A 19,144-nucleotide genomic window follows, 5' to 3' on the forward strand; every position below is an offset into this window, starting at 1 on the left:
GTAAGCAGTGCACCGGCTCTCGCTACTGGGCGGCTGCTCGAATTTCATCCTCGATGTGGACGCTCTCCACTGGGGTCACTGGGCGAACACGGAACCAGATTGCGTAGAGCGCCGGCAGAAAAATCAGAATCAGTGCCGTGCCGACCGCGGTTCCGCCGATCAGTGTGTAGGCCATGGAGCCCCAGAACACGGATTGCGTCAGCGGCACGAAAGCCAGAATTGCGGCGAGTGCCGTCAAAATGACGGGCCGCGCACGTTGGACGGTGGCCTCTACGACGGCACGATAGGGGTCCAGCCCTTCTTCGCGATTGGTCTGGATCTGCCCGATCAGGATGAGCGTGTTGCGCATCAGGATGCCCGACAGCCCGATGAGGCCGAGGATGGCATTGAAACCGAACGGCTGCTGGAACAGCAGCAGGATCGGAACCGTCCCGATCAAGCCCAGTGGCGCCGTCAGGAAGACCATAACCATCGCGGAGAGGGACCGGACCTGAATGACCAGGACCAGCAGCGTCAGGACGAGCATAATGGGAAAGACAGGCGCGAGGGCGCTATTGGCTTTGGCTGAATCTTCGATGTTGCCGCCTGTTTCAATGCGGTATCCGGCCGGAAGGCGCCCGATGATCGGTTGCAACGCCGACTCGATTTCCTTGGAGACTTCCGGCGGCTGGAGCCGCTCGTCAATATCCGACTGAACGGTGATGGTCGGCGTGCGATCTCGTCGCCTCAGAATGGGATCCTCCGGCCGGACCTCTATGCGGCCGATCTGGCTGAGCGGAACGACGCGGCCATCCTGGCTCGTCAAGGTCAGGTCGCCGAGCTGAGCGGGATCGAGCCGTTCGGGACCAGCGCTCCGCGCCACGACCTCGACGGTTCGGATGTCTTCACGCACCTGGGTTACCGGCGCGCCGGTCAGCAGAAACTGCAGCTGCTCGGCCACGTCCTGAGACGTCAACCCAATCAGTCGAAGCCGGTCCTGGTCGAGTACGAAGCGCGCCGTTGGCGCCCGCTCGCCCCAATCCTGATTCACTTGGCGGGTGTTCGGATTGGCGCGCATCACCGCCTGCACATCATTCGCGATCTCGCGAAGCTTGGCGGGATCAGGCCCCATCACGCGGAACGTGACGGGGAAATGGGAGTAAGGGCCGAATACCAGCTGTGTGACCCTGATCCGCCCTTCCGGCACCATTCCTTCGGCCACTTGTGCACGAAGCCTGACCTTCAGCTGCTCGCGCGCCTCGGCGTCAGGCGTCAACACAATCAGCTTCGCAAACGAGGGATCCGGCAGCTCCGGATTATAGGAAAAGAAGAAGCGCGGCGCACCCCGACCGATGTAGGTTGTGACGATCTTCGCTTCCGGCTGCTGTCTCAGCCAGTCCTCCACCTTCGTTGCGGCCCTGGCCGTCGCCTCGATGCTGGTTCCCTCGGGCATCTGCACTTCAACCAGCACCTCCGGCCGGTCCGAAGCCGGGAAGAACTGCTGCTTGACCAGCCCCATTCCCGCGCCAGCCAGCAGGAAAGCCCCGATCACCGCGCCGGCGACGAAGAACTTGTGGTTCACGGCCCATGTCACCAGCCGCCGGAACTTCTCATACCGGGGCGTCGCATAGATGGCCTCATGACCGCCCTTGATGGGCTTGATATCTGGAAGCAGCTTCACGCCCAAGTAAGGGGTAAAGACGACCGCGACGACCCAGGAGGCGATCAGGGCAAAGCCGACGATCCAGAAGATGTTGCCGGCATATTCCCCGGCAGTCGATCGCGCAAAACCGACAGGCGTGAAGCCGATGACGGTGACCAGCGTTCCCGACAGCATGGGAGCGGCGGTATGGCTCCAGGCATAGGCGGCCGCCTTGATCCTGTCCCAGCCTTCTTCCATCTTCACCACCATGATCTCGATGGCGATGATGGCGTCATCGACCAGGAGCCCCAGCGCAATGATGAGTGCGCCGAGGGTGATGCGGTCGAACACCCGGTCGGTGACCAGCATGATCACGAACACTGCAGCCAGTGTCAGCGGCACGGCGGCGGCCACCACGATGCCGACGCGCCACCCGAGGCTGATCAGGCTCACGACCATGATCACGCCCAAGGCGACGAAGAACTTGATCATGAACTCGCCAACTGCTTCCTCGACGTTCACCGCCTGATCGCTGATCTTCGTGAAGGAAAGGCCGGCCGGCAGTTCCGCCGCAATCTTGCGTTCCTCCGCATCGAGCGCCTTGCCCAGATCGAGGGCATTCCATCCTTCTTTCATGACGACACCGAGAACCATCGCCGGTTCGCCGTCATGCCGGATCAGGAAGGTCGCGGGGTCGTCATAGCCACGTCGCACCTGGGCGATGTCCGAGAGCTTCAACGTCCGTCCTGCAGCGACGATGGGCGTGTCGGCAATCTTCTGCAGGTCGTCATAGGCTCCGTCGACGCGGATGAAGACCTGTGGACCGTGGGTATCGATCGAGCCCGCCGGCGTCACGACGTTCTGGCGCCGGAGGCCCTCGAAGATCTCGCGGGCGCTGATGCCGAGGTTCGCCAGCCTGCCATACGAGAACTCCACGAAGATCCGTTCCGGTCGCTCTCCGAAGATATCGACCTTCTTCACGCCCGGAACATGGAGGAGGCGCTGGCGCAAGGTTTCTGCTTCCCGCGTCAGCTGCCGCGGCGGCATGCCCCGCGCCTTGATCGCATAGAGCGCGAACTGCACATCGGAATACTCGTCGTTGATGAACGGCCCGAGCACGCCGGCAGGAAGGCTGGGTGCCTCATCGCCGAGCTTCTTGCGCGCCTGGTAGAACTCATCTTCGACCGCAGAGGGCGGGGTCTTGTCGAGCAGAGACAAGGTCAGAAACGCCAGCCCCGGCCGCGTGAAGGTCTCCACCCGATCATACCAGCGCAGTTCCTGGAGGCGTTTTTCGAGCGGCTCGGCGACGAGGTTCTGCATCTCCTCGGCGGTCGCGCCCGGCCAGGCTGCCGTCACCGTGAGGACCTTGATCGTGAATGCGGGGTCTTCGGCGCGGCCGAGCTGCAGGAAGGCAAACGCGCCGGCTGCGCTGATCGCGATCAACAGAAACAGCGTGATCGCGCGCTCCCGAACGGCAAGGGCGGAGAGATTGAACCGGCTCATGGCAGGCTGGCCTGAGCGTCACTTGTCCGGACCCGCTGCCCGTCGTGCAGGAGATGGGCGCCGAGCGCGACGATCCGCTCTCCGACGGAGACGCCGCTACTCAGAATGGCGGTCTCGGCTCCGACCTGATCGATCCGCACCGGCCGAAAGGTCACGGTGGAGGTCTTCTCGTCAAAGACCCAGACGCCGGCTTGCTTGCCTTCGTCGCGCAGAGCGCCAAGCGGCACGGCCGTTCTCTCAGCGGCGAAGTCACTCGGCAACAGAATGGTCACGGTCGCGCCCAATGGCGCCGTCGCAGCATCGCCGTCGAGGACATAACGCGCCTCGTAGGTCCTGGTCAGCGGATCGGCGGCATCGGAAAGCTGCCTCAGGCGGGCAGGCCAGCGGGTATCGCGGCCATAGAGCGAAGCCTGCGCGGCCGATCCAATCGCCGGCCGTACCGTTTCGGGCAGGCTGACGGACGCCTCACGCGGGCCGACGTGCGCGATGCGCGCTACGATCTGCCCAGCGCTCACGACCTGGCCTGGCTCGGCCAGCGTCTCCACCACGGTGCCATCTGCATCTGCCACGAGGGTGGAATACTGGCTCTCGTCCTGGGCGACCTTCAGCTGCGCCTGCGCTGCGTCCAACAAGGCGCGGGCGCTGTCCGCCGCAGCCTTTGCCGCATCATATTCCGAGGCCGAAACGGCGCCCGATGGTAACAAGCGGCGATAGCGTTTTTCATCTGCTGCGGCCTGAATCAACCGTGCTTTCGCGGCGCCGACATTGCCCAGCTGGGCGGTAATCGCGTGCTCGTAGTCCGTAGCATCGATTCGGTACAGCGGTGTCCCGGCTTGAATCACCTGACCGGTATCCACCAAGCGCTCGACGATCTTTCCGCTAATCCTGAAACCCAGATCGCTTTGGACCCGGGCCGCAACGGTTCCGGTGAAGGCCCTTTCCTCAGGTGATGCCGGCTCCACCGACACAAGTCGTACCAGCGTATCGGCCGTTCGGGGATCAGCTTCGGGCTGGTCACAGCCGCCAAGAGAAAGGAGCAAAACAGCAATGAACGCGGCTAGAGCTCGCGCCCTTACGGTCCCGCCGAACCGCCCATATCCTGGCGCGGATCGGCAATGACCGGCCAAGTTCATCTCTGACTCTGTTCCAGCCATCGCAGCACCGCCATTGCATGGGCCTCTCGGCAACTCTTGTTTCCTGCTCACAACTCAGAAGCTACGACCTCGCGCAGCAGAGCACGAAGTTCCGACGATCGCTTGCGGCCGAATGCCTCTTCAAACCTGGATTGAGCCTGGTTCCATCCAGCGGACGCGGCGCGCAGTCGCTCCACGCCGGCCTCCGTCAGACGCAGGTCCTTCGTTCGTCGATCGGAACTGCCGGGAACAATCTCAATCAGGCCTTCGCGCTCCAGAGGCAGCATGTTCCGCCCCAGGGTCGTGCGGTCCATCACGAGCTCCTTCGCTAGAGCGTTGATTGAAAGGGGTCCGAATCCTCTCAACTTGGCGAGAATCGAGAACTGAGTCGTGCGCAACCCTGATGATGCGAGAAACTGATCGTAGAATTGAGTCAGGTAGCGAGCCGCCTGGCGAACCGCCAGGCAATTGCACTGCTGAAACTTCGCTGCGGCTTCTGGCGCCATGCGGGTCACTCCTCAAATTAGCGTATATGCGCTTATATAGGTGCATATACGCTCATGTCAAGGTGTTCTGCCTAAAATCGCCTTGCTTGGTCAGGTGGCGTTTTCCGGCCTGTGGACGAGGAGGGACAGCAGGTGCCGATCCTCACGGTGTTCCACAAGGGCGCCGATGGGGTGATCAGGCTGAGTTGGGCCTCCGAGCTGTTGTTCGCGCCAGCCGAGCCGGGGCAAGATCCACGGCATATCGGCACGGTCGAGCCGATGTGGACTCTCTTGGATCTCACGCCCGGAGGGCGGCCGCACGCGTACGAGCAATTCGAATACAAATGATGAGGCGCCAGCGAGCACTTAGCAGGCATGCGGATTACGCCCGGCCTGCACGCGTCTTGCCCCCGATGTGAAGCGAAGTATTCCAACGCCATCTGCAAGTCCGAACCGGACTCCACTTCAGGGACCCGAAGCACTCAACTAGGCGGCAGATGGTCCCTCGACGGCACGCTCGGCAGGAAACATCACGGTGATGGTCGGGCCGACGCCTACGCAGCCGCGTTACCGGATGTATCCGAGCGCCTCGATCTTCAGCAAAATCTGCTGAGCGGACTGATCGGGCGTGTATTCCCCAGTATCGATGCGCAGGTCGGGTGCGATCGGAGCCTCGTAGGGGTCGTTGACGCCGGTGAAGTTGGAAAGCAGCCCGGCACGAGCCTTGGCATAAAGGCCCTTCCGATCGCGCTTCTCGCATACGTCAACTGGTGTCGCCACATGCACCTCGATGAAACCACCGGCCGCCTCCACGATTTCGCGGACCTGCCGCCGGATATTCTCGTAGGGCGCGATCGGTGCGCAAATGGCAATCCCGCCGGACTTCGCAATGAGGCCCGCCACATACCCGATGCGCAGCACATTGAGATTCCGGTGCTCCCGCGAGAAGCCTAGTTCGCTTGAGAGGTGCCGCCGCACAACGTCGCCGTCGAGCACCGTCACCGGCCGAGTCCCGTCCTCGTTCAGCTTGGCAAGCAGCGCGTTGGCAATCGTCGACTTGCCAGAACTCGGCAAGCCCGTGAAAAAGATCACGAAGCCCTGCCGGTGACGCGGCGGGAAGCTGCGCCGCAATTCGTCAAGCACCTCGGGGAAGGACAGCCATTCCGGTATCTCGATGCCGTCGCGCAGGCGCCGGCGCAATTCGGTGCCGGAGATGGTCATTGGCGTCTCGCCATCGCGTATTTCGTTGTGCGGCACAAACTGGCCGCGTTCCGGCACGTACATCATCTCCTCGAATGGGATCATCTCGATTTCCAGCTGGTCTTGATAGTTGCGGACCAGCTGTTGTGCCGCATAGGGATCATAGAAACTCACGCCATTGCCGCCATTGCCCGGACCCGCATGATCACGGCCGACGATGAACCCCGAGCAGCCGAAGTTGCGGCGAATGATGGCGTGCCAGACTGCCTCACGCGGTCCCGCCAATCGCATCGCGAGCGGCAGCAGGCTCATGATCGTGGTTTGTTCGGGATACCGCCGCAGGACGTGCTCGTAGCACCGTACGCGCGTGTAATGGTCGACGTCTCCCGGCTTGGTCATGCCCACGACAGGGTGCAACAGCAGGTTGGCTTCGGAGGCTTTTGCCGCCCGGCACGTCAGCTCGAAATGAGCCCGGTGCATCGGATTGCGGGTCTGGAACGCCACCACCTGCGACCACCCCCGCTTGCGGAACTTCTGGCGCAGCGCCGCCGGATCATCCCGGAGGTGCTTGAAATCATAGTAGGCTGGCGGTTCGATGCCCGTGATGGGCCCGCCGACATAGATCGGATTCGCCTTGTGCAGCAGATGAAACACACCGGGATGGGCAGAATCCGTCGTGCCGTAGACCAGCCGTGCTTCCAGTTCGAGGTCCGGTGTCCACTTCGATTCCACGGTCATCGTGGCGACGAGCACACCTTCGCGGTCGCGCAAGGCAAGGCGTTGGCCATGGACCAGCTTCTCGCCGAATTCACGATCGACATCGAGAACAATGGGGATTGGCCATACCAAGCCATTTCCGAGCCGGCTGTCGCGCACGACGCGGTCATACTCGTCGCAAGACATGAATCCCGTCAGTGGGGAAAATGCCCCGTTCATCAACAGCTCGAGATCACAGATTTGTCTGTCTGTCAGATGCCAGGAAGGATATTCAATGGCTCGTCGGCGTTCCGCCTCGAGGGCGCCGTTGGGCAAGTACAGGACCTGCAATTTCCCGCCGTACGGCTCGATGAGCGTTTTCATGTGGTTATCTCCCCTGCAGAGACCTGCTGCTGGCGAAGCTATCGCGCGCCAGGGTCCGCTTCCGCGCCGGCGCAGGAGAGACAATCATTCCTAGCTACTCTGGTTCCCTATCAAGGTCGGCAAGGCCTTGCTTTTGTTCGCCACCAGGGCAGTGCGGCAACTACTATGGGTACCGACGACAAGATTGGCTTTGCTGCCCCTGCGAAGTCGCCGCACTGACAAATTCGTGAGCAGCGCGATGGCTACCGTGCTCGCTGCTGCGAGGCTCGCTCATCGGGCATAGCGTTGGCGGGCTCGGTGCGCACTTGCGCATTGGTGAGGTGGACCACGATGCGGCCGAGCCTGATCGCACCATCGTAGCGCACCGGCACTGGCGGCAGGTCCTGCTGGATCGATGCCACCCAGATCGTCGGCGGCGCCGACGAATCGTCATCCCATTGGCGGCCCGACCGCCAGCTCTTCCGGAAGCCGGAGATGCGTTTCATGCTGAAGCTGCACCGCACAGCCGGGCCTTGATAGATCGAATACTCGCTAGGCGGCAGCATCGCCTCATCGACGTGTTGCATGACCAAGTCGAAGCGGCGTCGACCGTCGAACACCGGCACGGTTTGGCTGCAGTGGCCGTTCTCCTTCAACGTCCGGCTGGCGGCGACGGCAAGGCTCAGCGGATCGACGATTCCGTCCGGAAGCGTTTCCGGCAACCCGCCTTCGATGTCGGGATCGGGTTCCGGCGGTGGAGTCTGCTGGAGGTCGTAGCGACCGCCCTCCGCAAAGCCGAGATGGACCGTGCGCTGATTGCTCTGCCAGTCGGTTTCGGCGACGTAGCGCCGCGGCTCGATGCGGCCGTTCTGATCGAGGCCCTCGGCGGCAAGCTTCATGTCCCACTTGTACAGCCAGCCGACCGTGCCCCGCGTTCCCCCTTCAGCAGTCACGCGGTATTGGTCCGGCTGCAGCGTCATGTCCACATCGAACGTGAAGATGTGGAGGCCGCCGAGATAGACGTCATAGGTCAGGTCGATGACCCGTGCCGGCGAGGCCGTGGCCGCGCGCGCCGGCACGGACGAAAGGCTCGCGGCGGTCGCCAGGGCGAGGCCGACACATAGGAAGGTGAGGCGTGCGGTCGGGCGAAGCATGCGTGCGATCCGCGCTGTACGAAGAATGATGGCATAATATACAATCTGTTTCGGGAAGAAACACGTTCCCGAGATCAGCGGGCGCTCCTAAACAATGCGGCTTTCGCCCTCGGTCCCATCCCGGTATTCTGGCGGCCACCGCCATTGCAGCACAGCTCATCTCGGTGCTGGCGATCGACAGCAGCATCAAGTCGTGGTGCTGCGGACGATGAGATTCCGTAGCACTCTATACCAAGTAACGCAGTGCCCAGAGCAGAACCATGTTGCTCCGACCGCTTTTCTTCGTTTTGGCATTCCTTGCAACGCCCGCGCTCGCGAGCCCTGATGAGCCCGCTTCGGCGCTTATGGCCATTCTCGATCGTGCCGAGGCGCTGCAACCGCTGGAGACATTGGTTGTCGCTCACGGTGGCGCGATTGTGGCCGAGCGTGGGTACCGCGGTCACGCGACATCCGCCCCGACAAGCATCATGTCTGCATCCAAGTCTGTCATTTCCGCTCTGGTCGGCATTGCCGTGGACAAGGGCATCCTCGAAGGTCCCGGCCAGCCGATTGCGCCGCTGCTGGCGGATGCCATGCCGCCGAACCCGGATCCGCGCCTGAGCAAGATCACGATCGGACATCTGCTTTCGATGCAGGCGGGACTTGGGTCGACATCCGGCGCGCGCTACGGCGCCTGGGTGAGCAGTGGCAACTGGGTGCGGTCGGCACTCGCGCAGCCTTTCGAGGATGAGCCGGGCGGGCGGATGATCTATTCCACGGGTTCGACGCACCTGCTTTCAGCGATTCTGACGCGGCAAACGGGGCGTTCCACACTGGCGCTGGCGCGCGACTGGCTCGGTCCACTTGACGGATTCGCCATTGCCTCGTGGGAGCGCGATCCACAAGGCATCTATGTCGGTGGAAACCTGATGGCGATGAGCCCAAGGTCGCTGCTTGCCTTTGGTGAGCTCTATCGCATGAACGGCGTGACCCCTGACGGTCGGCGGCTGATTTCCGCGGACTGGATCGAGGCATCGTGGGAGCCGTGGACAACCTCGCGCTACACCGGCGATGGCCATGGCTATGGCTGGTTTACGCGCCCGATCGCCGGAGAGGAGGTCAGGTATAGCTGGGGCTATGGCGGACAGATGCTCTATGTCGTGCCGCGTCTCGAGCTCACCGCCGTGATGACCTCCAGCGTGAACGCGCCGTCCAGCCGGACGGGGCACCGGGACGATCTCCACGCCCTTATGGGAGAGATCATCGCCGCGATTGCCGACCTTGCGAGTCACGGCATCGAGGCGGAGACCACGAACTAACGGCCGGCACTGCCAGGGAAGCGTCGGGGCTCGATAACACTCGACAGAACGTCCTCAGATCGCGGCGGTAGCCTAGGCATAGGGCAGGCTACCGAGCGCGGAATAGCGCTCGTTCAGATCGGTCAGCAATGCTACGTCTTTGCTGCTCATATCGAAATCGAATACATCAATATCTTCTTCCAAGTGGCTCCGTTGATTGGCCTTGGGCAGTGGAACTGCGCCGCGCTCCAGGTTCCACCGGATCAATACTTGCGCCGGGGTCTTTTCATATGTAGAGGCGACGCCCGCGAGAACGTCATCTGCCAGCCGTGTGGTGCGTGTGAGCGGGCTGTAGGCCTGAATGACGATGCCGCGCTCTTTGCAATACTTCAGCATAGCTTCGCTATGGCCGAAGGGGCTCCACTCAATCTGGTTGACTGCAGGCACCTCACCACTTGCATCGATCAAGGTTTCGATCTGCTCGGCAGAATAATTGCTGACACCAATATCGCGCGCGAGCCCGTCCTGTTTCGCTCGCATCAGGCCGCGCCATAGCTGCTCTCCCGCGCTCTTTGGCGGTGGTCGATGGATGAGCATAAGATCGGCGTATTCCGATTGCAGCTCGTCCAGGTATTCGCGCGTAGCTTCGTAGGGATCGTCCGTTTCCTCGATCTTCGCGACCAGGTAAACACTGCTTCGATCCATACCGCTCCGCTTGATGGCTTCGGCGATACCGGGCTGGGTGCCATAGTCTGCGGAGGTATCAATCATGCGATAGCCAAGACCAAAGGCCGCTTGGACGGTCTCCGCCGTGTTCTTGGTCAACTCCCACGTGCCGAGACCCATGACAGGCATTGGATTCCCCGTGTGCAGGGTCACGCTGGATTGCGGATTCATGTGCTCACTCGCTGTATCCGGAGCGCCGTTAGGCGCGGAATTGCGTCGGCTTCAAGACTCAAAACAGGATCACATCAATTGCTGTTCCTCCCGACTCAGAAAGTCGTGTGCACCAGGTGGCCCGGATTCGGCGCGCTCGGGATCCAGCCGAGCGGAATCGAGACGGTTCTTGCGGCCAAGCGAGAACGTGAATCGCGCTTCCCCTGGATCGTCTCCAGCAACTGGTTGCCTGGCATCGGTGTTGCTATTCTGTGCCGACCAACCGTCCCCGCAAAGGACCAAGACGTCAGCCGGCAAACAGCCGCGGGCATGCTGCCATTGTCTGCGGCCTCGCTCTCGCCGGAGCAGCGGCCCTAGGTGCTTGGTGGCAACGCCTGCGGCGCTCACCGCCGCAGACGGAAGACACCCGCCGCTGGGATCTGCGTGGCAGCTATACGCAGAGCGGCCCGCTTGCCACCTTCGTGCGATATCCTGCCAACTCGCCGCAGTCGGCGGCGGCGCTGCCGCCCGTCGTGCTTGTGCATGGAATGGTTGTTTCGAGCCGGATGGTGGAGCCGCTTGCTGGCGTGCTCGGTCGCTATTTCAGAGTGGTCGCGCCCGACCTGCCCGGCTTCGGTGAGAGTTCGAAACCGGCGCGGTCCCTCACCGTACCGGAGTTGGCCGATGCACTTGCCCTTTGGCTGCGGACACAGAACATGTCGCGTGTGATTCCGATCGGGACGTCTCTGGGTTGCCACGTCGTCGTGGAACTGGCGGTTCGCCACCCAGAGTTGGTGGATCGGCTGGTGCTGCAAGGTCCAGGCCTCGAACCTGCGGGCCGCCGATTATGGCGGGCCCTCTGGCGCCAGGCAGTCAACAGCTGGCGCGAGCCGCGGTCGCTGGGGCGAATCTCGCGGACCGACTACGCCAAGGCGGGTATCCGACGTGCCGTAGCAAGCGTCCGCACCGCGCTCGTGGAGCGAATCGAGGACCAGCTGCCGCGGGTGCAAGCACCGACCCTGGTGGTGCGCGGAAGCCGGGATGTGATCGCCCCTCAGCATTGGGCGGAGCACGTAACGGACCTCCTGCCTCGGGGCAGACTGACCGTGATCGATGGCGGCACGCACGTACTCTCCTATGGCGCACCGGAGGCTTTCGCGGCCGCCATCCTGCCATTCCTACTGGAGGCAAGACCGCAGCCGATGGAATGAGGACGGGCGACAAAAGCCAAGTGATTGGCGAGCGGGGCGAAGCGCATTAGTCTTGCCTCTGGAGCGGACGGCAGGGAGGCATTCCATGCGGCGTAGCGCGTTCACTCTTGTCCTTGCGGCCGTTCTGTGGGCGGCAGTGCTCCCCCCGGTCCGGGCGGCCGACATGCCGGTCGATCTCGAGCTCATCCTCGCGGTTGATGTGTCGCTCTCGATGGATGTCGACGAGCAGCAGCTCCAGCGCGACGGCTACGTCGCGGCGCTCACCCATCCCGATGTCGTCTCTGCCATCACCCAGGGGCGCCATGGCAAGATCGCGCTCTCCTACGTTGAATGGGCGGGGCCGACCTCGCAATACACGGTGATGGACTGGCGCCTGATTGATGGCCCAGCATCGGCCAGGGCGTTTGCCGCCGAGCTCGCGCGGGCGCCGATCCAGCGCTATCGCTTCACCTCGATCTCGGGCGGCCTCGCATTCGCCGCGCCGCAATTCGACAACAATGGCTATGAGTCCAAGCGCCGCGTGATCGATGTGTCGGGCGACGGGCCCAACAACATGGGCATCCCCATCGAGATGGCGCGCGCGCCGGTCATCAGCGCCGGAATCACCATCAACGGCCTCCCGATCATGATCAAGCGGCCGGGAGGCCCCTTCTCGATCCCCGATCTCGATGTCTACTACGAGGATTGCGTCATCGGCGGGGCCGGCGCCTTCCTGGTCGTAGTGCGGTCCACCGACCAGTTCGCCGAAGCGATCCGCCGCAAGCTCGTGCTCGAGATCGCCGGCCGCACGCCCCAGGTGATCCCCGCCGCCGCGCCAGCGGGCGGGAAGCGCATCGACTGCCTCATCGGCGAGAAGCTGCGCGAGCAATGGATGCGCGACTAGCGCGTACTCCGACCACCGCCGTCAGGCGTGCGCTGCGACCGCGCGAACCCGTTCCGCCGCCTCGCTGGCCCGCATGGCTTCGCCATAGTGACAGAAGCAGAGAATGTCGTGCAGTTCCCTCTCGGTGATGCCGAAGAAAGCCATGGCATCTCCGACCGCGTCGCCAGTGAGCCCTTCCGCACGCAGAAACGGATTCTTATATGCGATGCTCAATGGCGAATCATCGGCACGCAGGGCCATCCGCCTTGCCCGGAGAACGTACTCGACCCTGAACAACGTCTTCAGCAGCCGACCTCTCTCGCGGTCCAGCGCGTCGGCCCAACGCTCAAGGCGCTCGCGTTTCGGCATCGGGCGAGGATTGAGCGCGCTTGGCAGGATATTTGCGATGCTGCGGATCTCGTCTCGAGACTTGTGCCTCATGATCGCCTCCAACTTGCTTAAGTTGATTAGGTGCCACCTATGCAACGAGGCCGCCTCAGGCAAGTGAGCAAGCCACGCATTTCATGCAAGACTTGGGTGGAGAGAACGCACAATCACGCATAGCTGCAGCAGACGATCAGGATGGCAGGGACCGTGCATTGCATGGCCGATCAGCTTGCCTTGCTGGAGGTGGGTGCCCGATGAGGCCGGTATCTCGTCGGGTCGCGCTCATGCCCCTCAGCGGACGCGGGTGCCGGCGGAACTGTCCCAATGGAGCGGCTTGTCGAACCGGGGCAGCGGCGCATCGCTCGCACCGATCGTCACGCCGATCCGCGTCTCGGGCGGGCAGATCGCGACGTACCGCGCATAGCTGCCAGTACCGCCCTTGAACTTCGGATAGCCGATCGTCACCAGGCAGCCAGTCGCCGGCACGCCGGTGAGATTCGCGACGCCTTCCGCTTGTGCGTAGCCGTTGTGCATGAGCCAGTATTCGCCCTCCAGCGTCGGAGTCGTGTCGGTGTCGAGCGGCTCGTGGCCGTGGAAGAGGATACGCCGCTGCTGGTGCAGGAACTTCAGCGCGTCGAGCGACACGCCAGGAAATGGCCTGCGCGTGGAGAGTTCGGGGTTCGGCCAGTCCTTGGACCAATCGGATCGGACGAACACGACCGAGCCTTCCGGAATCCGGCCATGCTGCGTCTCGAAAGCCTCTATGTCCGCGATCTGCAGGTGGTATCCCGGGTCCGTGGCGACCTTCTCCACGATGGAGATCACCACAAGCGGGCGCACGGCATAGGTCGGCGGCAGTTCGTCGATCGCTGGGTATTCCGGCGCCCAGTGGGCCGGTGGGTCCAGCTGCGTGCCGAGTTGGTCGGTTGCGAGATCGTAACCGGTCGCTTCAACGCCATGCTTCGCGTAGGTGTAGGCCTCGCCCTTCTTGGCAAATCCTTCAATATCGGCCGCGGCCTTGGCCGGCTCGAATCTCGACGGGCCGAAGCCAGACCAGACCGGAATGTCCGGCGCGATGATATGGGTCAGGTCGATGTACTTGGCGCCCTTTAGTGACTGCTCGTAGACGCCCCACAGCCCATCCTGCGCGAGCGCTCCCGATGCCGATGACAGGCCGAGAATCACAGCGATACTTGCGATGCACTTCATCATGCCTTCACGCCTCCAGTCGATGCGCCCTCTCCTGCAGCGAACTCCCCGATGGCGACGAAGCGGCGCCCGCCGTGGCGCACGTCTGATGGCGTCAATCCAAAACGGCGGCGAAACTCCCGATTGAAGGTCGATAGATCGCCGAAGCCGGCGGCGAGCGCGATGTCCGCGATTGTGCGATCCGCGTAAGCGGAGTCGGCCAGCATGCAGTACACGCGAGTCAAGCGAAGGCGGAGCACAAATTTCGACAGCGATGTATTCTCGCCCTCGAACAACTTGCGGACGTAGCGCGGGGTTATGCGATGTCGCAACGAGAGAGCGGCGGCGGTGACGTCTCCTTCCAGGTTCTGCGCGATATCGGCCTTGATAGCACGCAGCCGCGCGGCGCGCGAACCACGTCCGGCCGTGATCTCGGCCACATCGCGCATCGCCCCGAGAGCCAGGCCAACGACATCATGAACGGGATCGCCCGCCCGCCAGAGCAGGCGCAGGCCGAGAAGACCGAGCAATGCGCCGGTCGCGCGATCGATCCAACGCTTGGCGGCGAGGTAGACCCGGCGTACTGGCGATGATCCGAAGAACATCGACACCAGGCTGTACCATGCGACCTCGTTCAGGGTGACGATGACCAGCAAAGCCACGGCCATCCAGCCGGGCGCCGCACCCGGCAGCATCGCGACGAAGATCGAGCCGAAGAAGACGACGGCTTTCGGGTTGGAGAGCTGTGTCAGGAACCCGCGCAGCAGGGGATTGCGCGCGCGCTCCAGTCTCACGTTTTCGTTCATCTCGACGGGATCCGCGGCATGGCGGAAGATCTGGAACGCGATCCACAGCAGGAACAGCGCGCCCGCCACTTTAACGCCGACGAACAGCCAGTGGAACTCGCGGAACAGCAGGTCGAGGCCGAGGAGAGCGGCCGCCGACCATACGACCGATCCTGCGGCGAGGCCCACGGCGACCTTGACCCCGTCGGCGCGCGAACGTGCAACCGCGGTCCGCGCCGTGACGAGAAAGCTCGGGCCCGGGCTAATGACCGCGATCAAGTGAACAAGGCCGATCGTCACGAGCGTCAGGAGATTCGCCGTCATGAGTGATCTCCACAGGCAATGCGAACCGCCGCGTCCGCCATGCCGAAACAAGGCGCCGATGCGAGCGCGTGGACCGCTAAGCGACCCATAGCAAGAGACGCTGTCGAAATCTTGGGCAGAAGGGAACAAGACGCGGGAACAGATGCGGAACTTATGCGCTGTGCCCGACTGCTAGTTCTGCGCTGCCAAGTTGCCGTCGGCGGGCACCCAGAACGCCGGGTCGAGGCGCACGTCCAGCCAGGTCATGCCCCAATGCAGGTGCGGACCGGTCGCCCGGCCGGTCTGTCCGACGTGGCCGATCACCTCGCCCTGCCGGACGTAAGTGCCGATCTTGGCCTGTAGCGCCTTCATGTGGATGAAAGCCGACTGCACGCCGAAGCCGTGGTCGATGATGATGGTGCCGCCAGTCAGGAAGAAGTCACTGGCGACCAGACGCACCCAACCCGGCGCGGGCGCAACCACGGGGCTGCCTTCCGGTGCTGCGATGTCGAGCCCATAATGCGGGGCGCGCGGCTCGCCATTCAGGATGCGCTGGCTGCCATAGACGCCGCTGATCGGACCCTGCGCCGGCCAGATGAAGGGGACAAGGAAATCCTGGCTTTCGGTCGGCGCGCCCCCGCGCACCTCGTTGATCTTCTCCTGATCGGCCTTGATGCGTGCGAGGTCAGCGGGGTTCGGCGTGACCTTCGCCTGCTCCATGTTGTTGATGCGCTGGATGTCGAACTCGCGCTGCGCGATATCGAGCATCTGCTGCTCGCTCTCACCGTTGGAATGGATGATGGTGAGCTGCGCCGTCGGCGCCTGGTCACGCCCGAAGCCGAACACGAACAGCCCGTCCTTGCCGACCATCAGCGCGCGGTCACCGAGCAGCACTGTGGCGCCGGGCGTGGTGCGGCCGGTGACGAAGCCGCCTTGGGTGAGCTGGCCGGTGAGTTCGATGGCATGGGCGGGGGTGGTGAGGAGTAAGGAAAGCGCCGCGAGCAAAAGACTGAGCCCCAGTGCTCTTCCTCTTCCCCCCTTGTGGGCGAAGGTTGGGATGGAGGGTGATGCAGCGCTGAACAATCGACGAATGGCGCCCTGACGAGCGCTCGCGGCTCTCGCCGCGCTACCCCCCATCCACCCTCGGGCTCTTGCGACCCGGGGGTCGCTGTCGCTCGCCAAGGCTCCGCGTCCTTCGCCCACAAGGGGGGAAGGGAAGTTTTCTATGGGGTCGAGACTCACAGCAGCGTCCCCTGCTTTTCCTGCTTCGACGTCTTGCGCTTGGGAGACGCGCTGCCGCCGTCGACGAGCGCGCGGGTGCGGCCGTCGTGGAATTGCAGGGTGACGGGCATGCCGGAGGACAGCGCCGCGGCGCTGGTCAAAGGCTGGTCGTCCTGGTCGCGCACCAGGGCGAAGCCGCGCTTCAGCACGTGCTCATACGAGTAGGAGTCGAGCAAGGCGCCGCAGCTCGCCAGCGCATCCGCGCGGCGCTGGATCAGATCATGCAGCAGCTTGGGCCGCAGGTGCGTGGCGCCGTTGTCCAGGCGCCGGCCGGACCGCTCAAGCGCGGCATTCACGCAGGTGACGAGATGCGAAACGGCGTAGCTGAGCGCATTCTGCATCGCCGCGATCTGGTCGCGCGGCGTACGCAGGCGGCCGGCCAAGGCATGCAAGGCATCGCGCTTGCGATCGAAGAAGCTGCGCTGGGCATTGTCGCGTCGCTCGATCCAGTGATCGAGCTGCTGGACCTTCTCCTGGATCAGGCGCACGGGATCGGGCAGGCCGCGCGCCAGCCCCTCGATCATCAGGCGATGCTCACCGATCTGGCGCGCGGCGGCGCGCGCCAGGCGATGGCCGCACAACGTGACTTCCGCGATCAGATCGGCGCGCACCGGGACCGCCATTTCTGCGGCGGCGGTTGGCGTGGGCGCACGGCGGTCGGACGCGAAATCGATCAGGGTGGTGTCGGTCTCGTGACCCACGGCGGAGATCAGTGGAATGGTGCTGGCGGCGGCGGCGCGCACCACGATCTCCTCGTTGAAGGCCATCAGGTCTTCGAGGGACCCGCCGCCGCGCGCGACGATCAGCACATCGGGGCGCGGCACCCTGCCGCCAACCGGGAGCGCGTTGAAACCGCGGATGGCGTGCGCGACCTGCTGCGCCGCGCCTTCGCCCTGCACCAGCACCGGCCACAACAGCACGTGGCGCGGGAAGCGATCCTCCAGGCGATGCAGGATGTCGCGGATGACGGCGCCGCTGGGCGAGGTGACGACGCCGATGACGTTCGGCAACAGCGGGATCGGCCGCTTGCGCGCGGCGTCGAACAGGCCTTCGGCGGCCAGCTTCTTCTTGCGATCCTCCAGCAGCTTGAGCAGCGCACCGAGGCCGGCGAGTTCCAGCCGGTCGATCACCAGCTGGTATTCGGAGCGCTCGGCATAAGAGGTGATGCGACCGGTCGCCACCACCTCCATGCCGTCTTCGGGCGCCAGGCCGATGCGGGCGGCGGCGCTGCGCCAGCAAACGGCCTTGATGCAGGCGGCATCGTCCTTGAGCTGCATATAGAGGTGGCCGGAGCCGGCACGCTTGAAGCCGGAGATCTCGCCGCGCACGCGCACGCGGTCGAAGCCGCTTTCAAGCGTGCGCTTGATAGCGGCGGAAAGCTCGCTGACCGTCAGCTCCACAAGGTTGTGGGTGACCGGCATGGATTGGGTGCGAATCTCTGTCATGGGTCGGTATTCTATGTTATCGGGTGAGCTGAGGTCACGGTCATTTGGGGCGGCATTCCCATGCGGATTCTGGTGGTTGGATCGGGCGGGCGCGAGCACGCTTTGTGCTGGAAAATCGCCGCATCCCCCCTCGTCGACACGCTCTATTGCGCGCCCGGCAATGCGGGGATCGCGGCGGTGGCGGAGTGCGTCGCGATCGGCGCGGAGGACCTGGACAAGCTGACGCAGTTTGCCATCGATCAGACGATCGACCTGGTGGTGGTCGGGCCGGAGGCGCCGCTGGTGAAGGGACTGGTGGACAAGCTGGAGGCGGCCGGCATCCGCGCCTTCGGGCCGAGGAAAAACGCGGCGGAGATCGAAGGCTCCAAGGGCTTCATGAAGGATCTCGCCGCGCGGCACAACATCCCGACCGCGCGCTATCGACGCTTTCTCGATGCGGACAACGCGAAGATCTTCGCCCGCACGCTGCCGCTGCCGGTGGTCGTCAAGGCCGACGGGCTTGCCGCCGGCAAGGGCGTCATCATCTGCGCGAGCCACGGCGAAGCTGAGGCCGCGATCGAGTCCATGATGGTCGGCCACCAGTTCGGCCAGGCCGGCGATAGCGTGGTGGTGGAGGAGTTCCTGGAGGGTGAGGAGCTGTCGTTCTTCGCATTGAGCGACGGAACGCACGTGCTTCCCATGGTCAGCGCGCAGGATCACAAGCGCGTCGGCGACGGCGATACCGGACCGAACACCGGCGGCATGGGCGCCTATTCGCCGGCGCCGGTCGCGACGCCGGAGATCGAAGCGCGCATCATGACGGAGATCATTCGTCCGGCGATCACGGGTTTGAAATCCGAAGGGCGCGCATTCAAGGGCGTGCTGTTCGCCGGCATCATGGTCACAAAGGACGGGCCGAAGCTGATCGAGTTCAATGCGCGCTTCGGCGATCCGGAATGCGAGGTGATGTGCCTGCGCTTGATGTCGGACATCGTGCCGGCGCTGCAGGCCTGCGTCGACGGGACGCTGGAGGATTTCGCGCTCCGCTGGTATCCGGACAGTGCGGTCACCGTGGTGATGGCGACGCAGGGTTATCCAGGCTCGACCAAGTCGGGCAGCGTCATCCGGAACATTCCAGAGGAGCGTGACGACGCAACCGTGTTCCATTGCGGCACCAAGAGGAACGCGGCTGGTGTGATCGAGGCCCATGGCGGACGCGTGCTGGCAGTGACCGCGCTCGGCAAGAGCGTGCGCGAGGCGCAGGCGAAGGCGTATGAGTTGGTGGATCAGATCGACTGGCCCGAAGGCTTCTGCCGCCGCGACATCGCCTGGCGCGCCATCGCGCGGGAGGGGAAGTAGTGCGAGCGGCCCCTCCTCTTCCGTCATGGCCCGCCG

At 63.8% G+C, this 19,144-nt stretch carries 16 protein-coding genes; 5 read left to right on the top strand and 11 right to left on the bottom strand.

What is annotated here, in order from left to right; all coding sequences use genetic code 11:
• Positions 1-22: 22 nt before the first annotated feature.
• From DTX69_RS21785 to DTX69_RS21795, 3 genes are read right to left on the bottom strand one after another with little or no spacing between them, the layout of a single operon-like run.
• The gene (locus DTX69_RS21785) at positions 23-3,124 is read right to left on the bottom strand and encodes an efflux RND transporter permease subunit (protein WP_119303693.1); all 3,102 of its coding nucleotides are present in this window, start codon (positions 3,122-3,124) and stop codon (positions 23-25) included.
• On the bottom strand, positions 3,121-4,278 hold the full coding sequence (locus DTX69_RS21790) for an efflux RND transporter periplasmic adaptor subunit (RefSeq protein WP_322090908.1): 1,158 nt from the start codon (positions 4,276-4,278) through the stop codon (positions 3,121-3,123). The genes DTX69_RS21785 and DTX69_RS21790 overlap by 4 nt, the downstream gene beginning before the upstream one ends.
• A 47-nt stretch (positions 4,279-4,325) precedes the next feature.
• A complete protein-coding gene (locus DTX69_RS21795) occupies positions 4,326-4,763 on the bottom strand; it encodes a MarR family winged helix-turn-helix transcriptional regulator (protein ID WP_119303695.1) in 438 nt (145 codons plus the stop codon).
• Between the two features lie 132 nt (positions 4,764-4,895).
• Between DTX69_RS21795 and DTX69_RS21800 the strand changes: the two genes are divergently transcribed.
• On the top strand, positions 4,896-5,090 hold the full coding sequence (locus DTX69_RS21800; RefSeq protein ID WP_284735980.1) for a hypothetical protein: 195 nt from the start codon (positions 4,896-4,898) through the stop codon (positions 5,088-5,090).
• A 219-nt stretch (positions 5,091-5,309) separates the two neighbouring features.
• On the opposite strand, the gene DTX69_RS21805 is transcribed toward DTX69_RS21800, so the two are convergent.
• Positions 5,310-7,022, bottom strand: coding sequence for a bifunctional sulfate adenylyltransferase/adenylylsulfate kinase (locus DTX69_RS21805; protein ID WP_119303696.1), 1,713 nt, complete (start codon positions 7,020-7,022; stop codon positions 5,310-5,312).
• A gap of 242 nt (positions 7,023-7,264) precedes the next feature.
• Positions 7,265-8,155, bottom strand: a complete 891-nt coding sequence (locus DTX69_RS21810; RefSeq protein WP_119303697.1) for a DUF3108 domain-containing protein — start codon at positions 8,153-8,155, stop codon at positions 7,265-7,267.
• 344 nt (positions 8,156-8,499) lie between these two features.
• Between DTX69_RS21810 and DTX69_RS21815 the strand changes: the two genes are divergently transcribed.
• Complete coding sequence (locus DTX69_RS21815) at positions 8,500-9,453, top strand: serine hydrolase domain-containing protein (RefSeq protein WP_284735981.1); 954 nt, start codon at positions 8,500-8,502, stop codon at positions 9,451-9,453.
• Between the two features lie 72 nt (positions 9,454-9,525).
• Here DTX69_RS21815 and DTX69_RS21820 read toward each other — a convergent pair whose 3' ends face one another.
• Entirely contained in the window at positions 9,526-10,329 is an 804-nt protein-coding gene (locus DTX69_RS21820; RefSeq protein ID WP_119303699.1) for an aldo/keto reductase family protein, read from the bottom strand.
• Between the two features lie 512 nt (positions 10,330-10,841).
• Here DTX69_RS21820 and DTX69_RS21825 point away from each other — a divergent pair.
• Positions 10,842-11,519, top strand: coding sequence for an alpha/beta fold hydrolase (locus DTX69_RS21825; RefSeq protein WP_284735986.1), 678 nt, complete (start codon positions 10,842-10,844; stop codon positions 11,517-11,519).
• Between the two features lie 85 nt (positions 11,520-11,604).
• Positions 11,605-12,402, top strand: coding sequence for a DUF1194 domain-containing protein (locus DTX69_RS21830; RefSeq protein ID WP_119303700.1), 798 nt, complete (start codon positions 11,605-11,607; stop codon positions 12,400-12,402).
• Between the two features lie 21 nt (positions 12,403-12,423).
• On the opposite strand, the gene DTX69_RS21835 is transcribed toward DTX69_RS21830, so the two are convergent.
• The 5 genes from DTX69_RS21835 to xseA form a co-directional block, all read right to left on the bottom strand.
• Positions 12,424-12,822 carry a hypothetical protein gene (locus tag DTX69_RS21835; RefSeq protein WP_162917445.1) on the bottom strand — a complete coding sequence of 133 codons (399 nt, stop codon included), beginning with the start codon at positions 12,820-12,822 and terminating at the stop codon, positions 12,424-12,426.
• Positions 12,823-13,059: 237 nt separating this feature from the next.
• A complete protein-coding gene (locus DTX69_RS21840) occupies positions 13,060-13,980 on the bottom strand; it encodes a cyclase family protein (protein WP_119303702.1) in 921 nt (306 codons plus the stop codon).
• Complete coding sequence (locus DTX69_RS21845) at positions 13,977-15,065, bottom strand: LysE family transporter (protein WP_119303703.1); 1,089 nt, start codon at positions 15,063-15,065, stop codon at positions 13,977-13,979. Before DTX69_RS21845 ends, DTX69_RS21840 begins: the two co-directional genes overlap by 4 nt.
• A 171-nt stretch (positions 15,066-15,236) precedes the next feature.
• The gene (locus DTX69_RS21850) at positions 15,237-16,049 is read right to left on the bottom strand and encodes a M23 family metallopeptidase (RefSeq protein WP_284735982.1); all 813 of its coding nucleotides are present in this window, start codon (positions 16,047-16,049) and stop codon (positions 15,237-15,239) included.
• Between the two features lie 233 nt (positions 16,050-16,282).
• On the bottom strand, positions 16,283-17,770 hold the full coding sequence (gene xseA, locus DTX69_RS21855) for an exodeoxyribonuclease VII large subunit (RefSeq protein WP_119303705.1): 1,488 nt from the start codon (positions 17,768-17,770) through the stop codon (positions 16,283-16,285).
• Between the two features lie 60 nt (positions 17,771-17,830).
• Here xseA and purD point away from each other — a divergent pair, with 60 nt between their 5' ends.
• Positions 17,831-19,108 (top strand): phosphoribosylamine--glycine ligase, encoded by a 1,278-nt coding sequence (gene purD, locus DTX69_RS21860; RefSeq protein WP_119303706.1) that lies wholly within the window; start codon positions 17,831-17,833, stop codon positions 19,106-19,108.
• Positions 19,109-19,144 lie beyond the last annotated feature (36 nt).

This window comes from Dongia deserti (assembly GCF_003574735.1).
In the GTDB taxonomy this organism is placed as follows: Bacteria; Pseudomonadota; Alphaproteobacteria; order Dongiales; family Dongiaceae; genus Dongia_A; species Dongia_A deserti.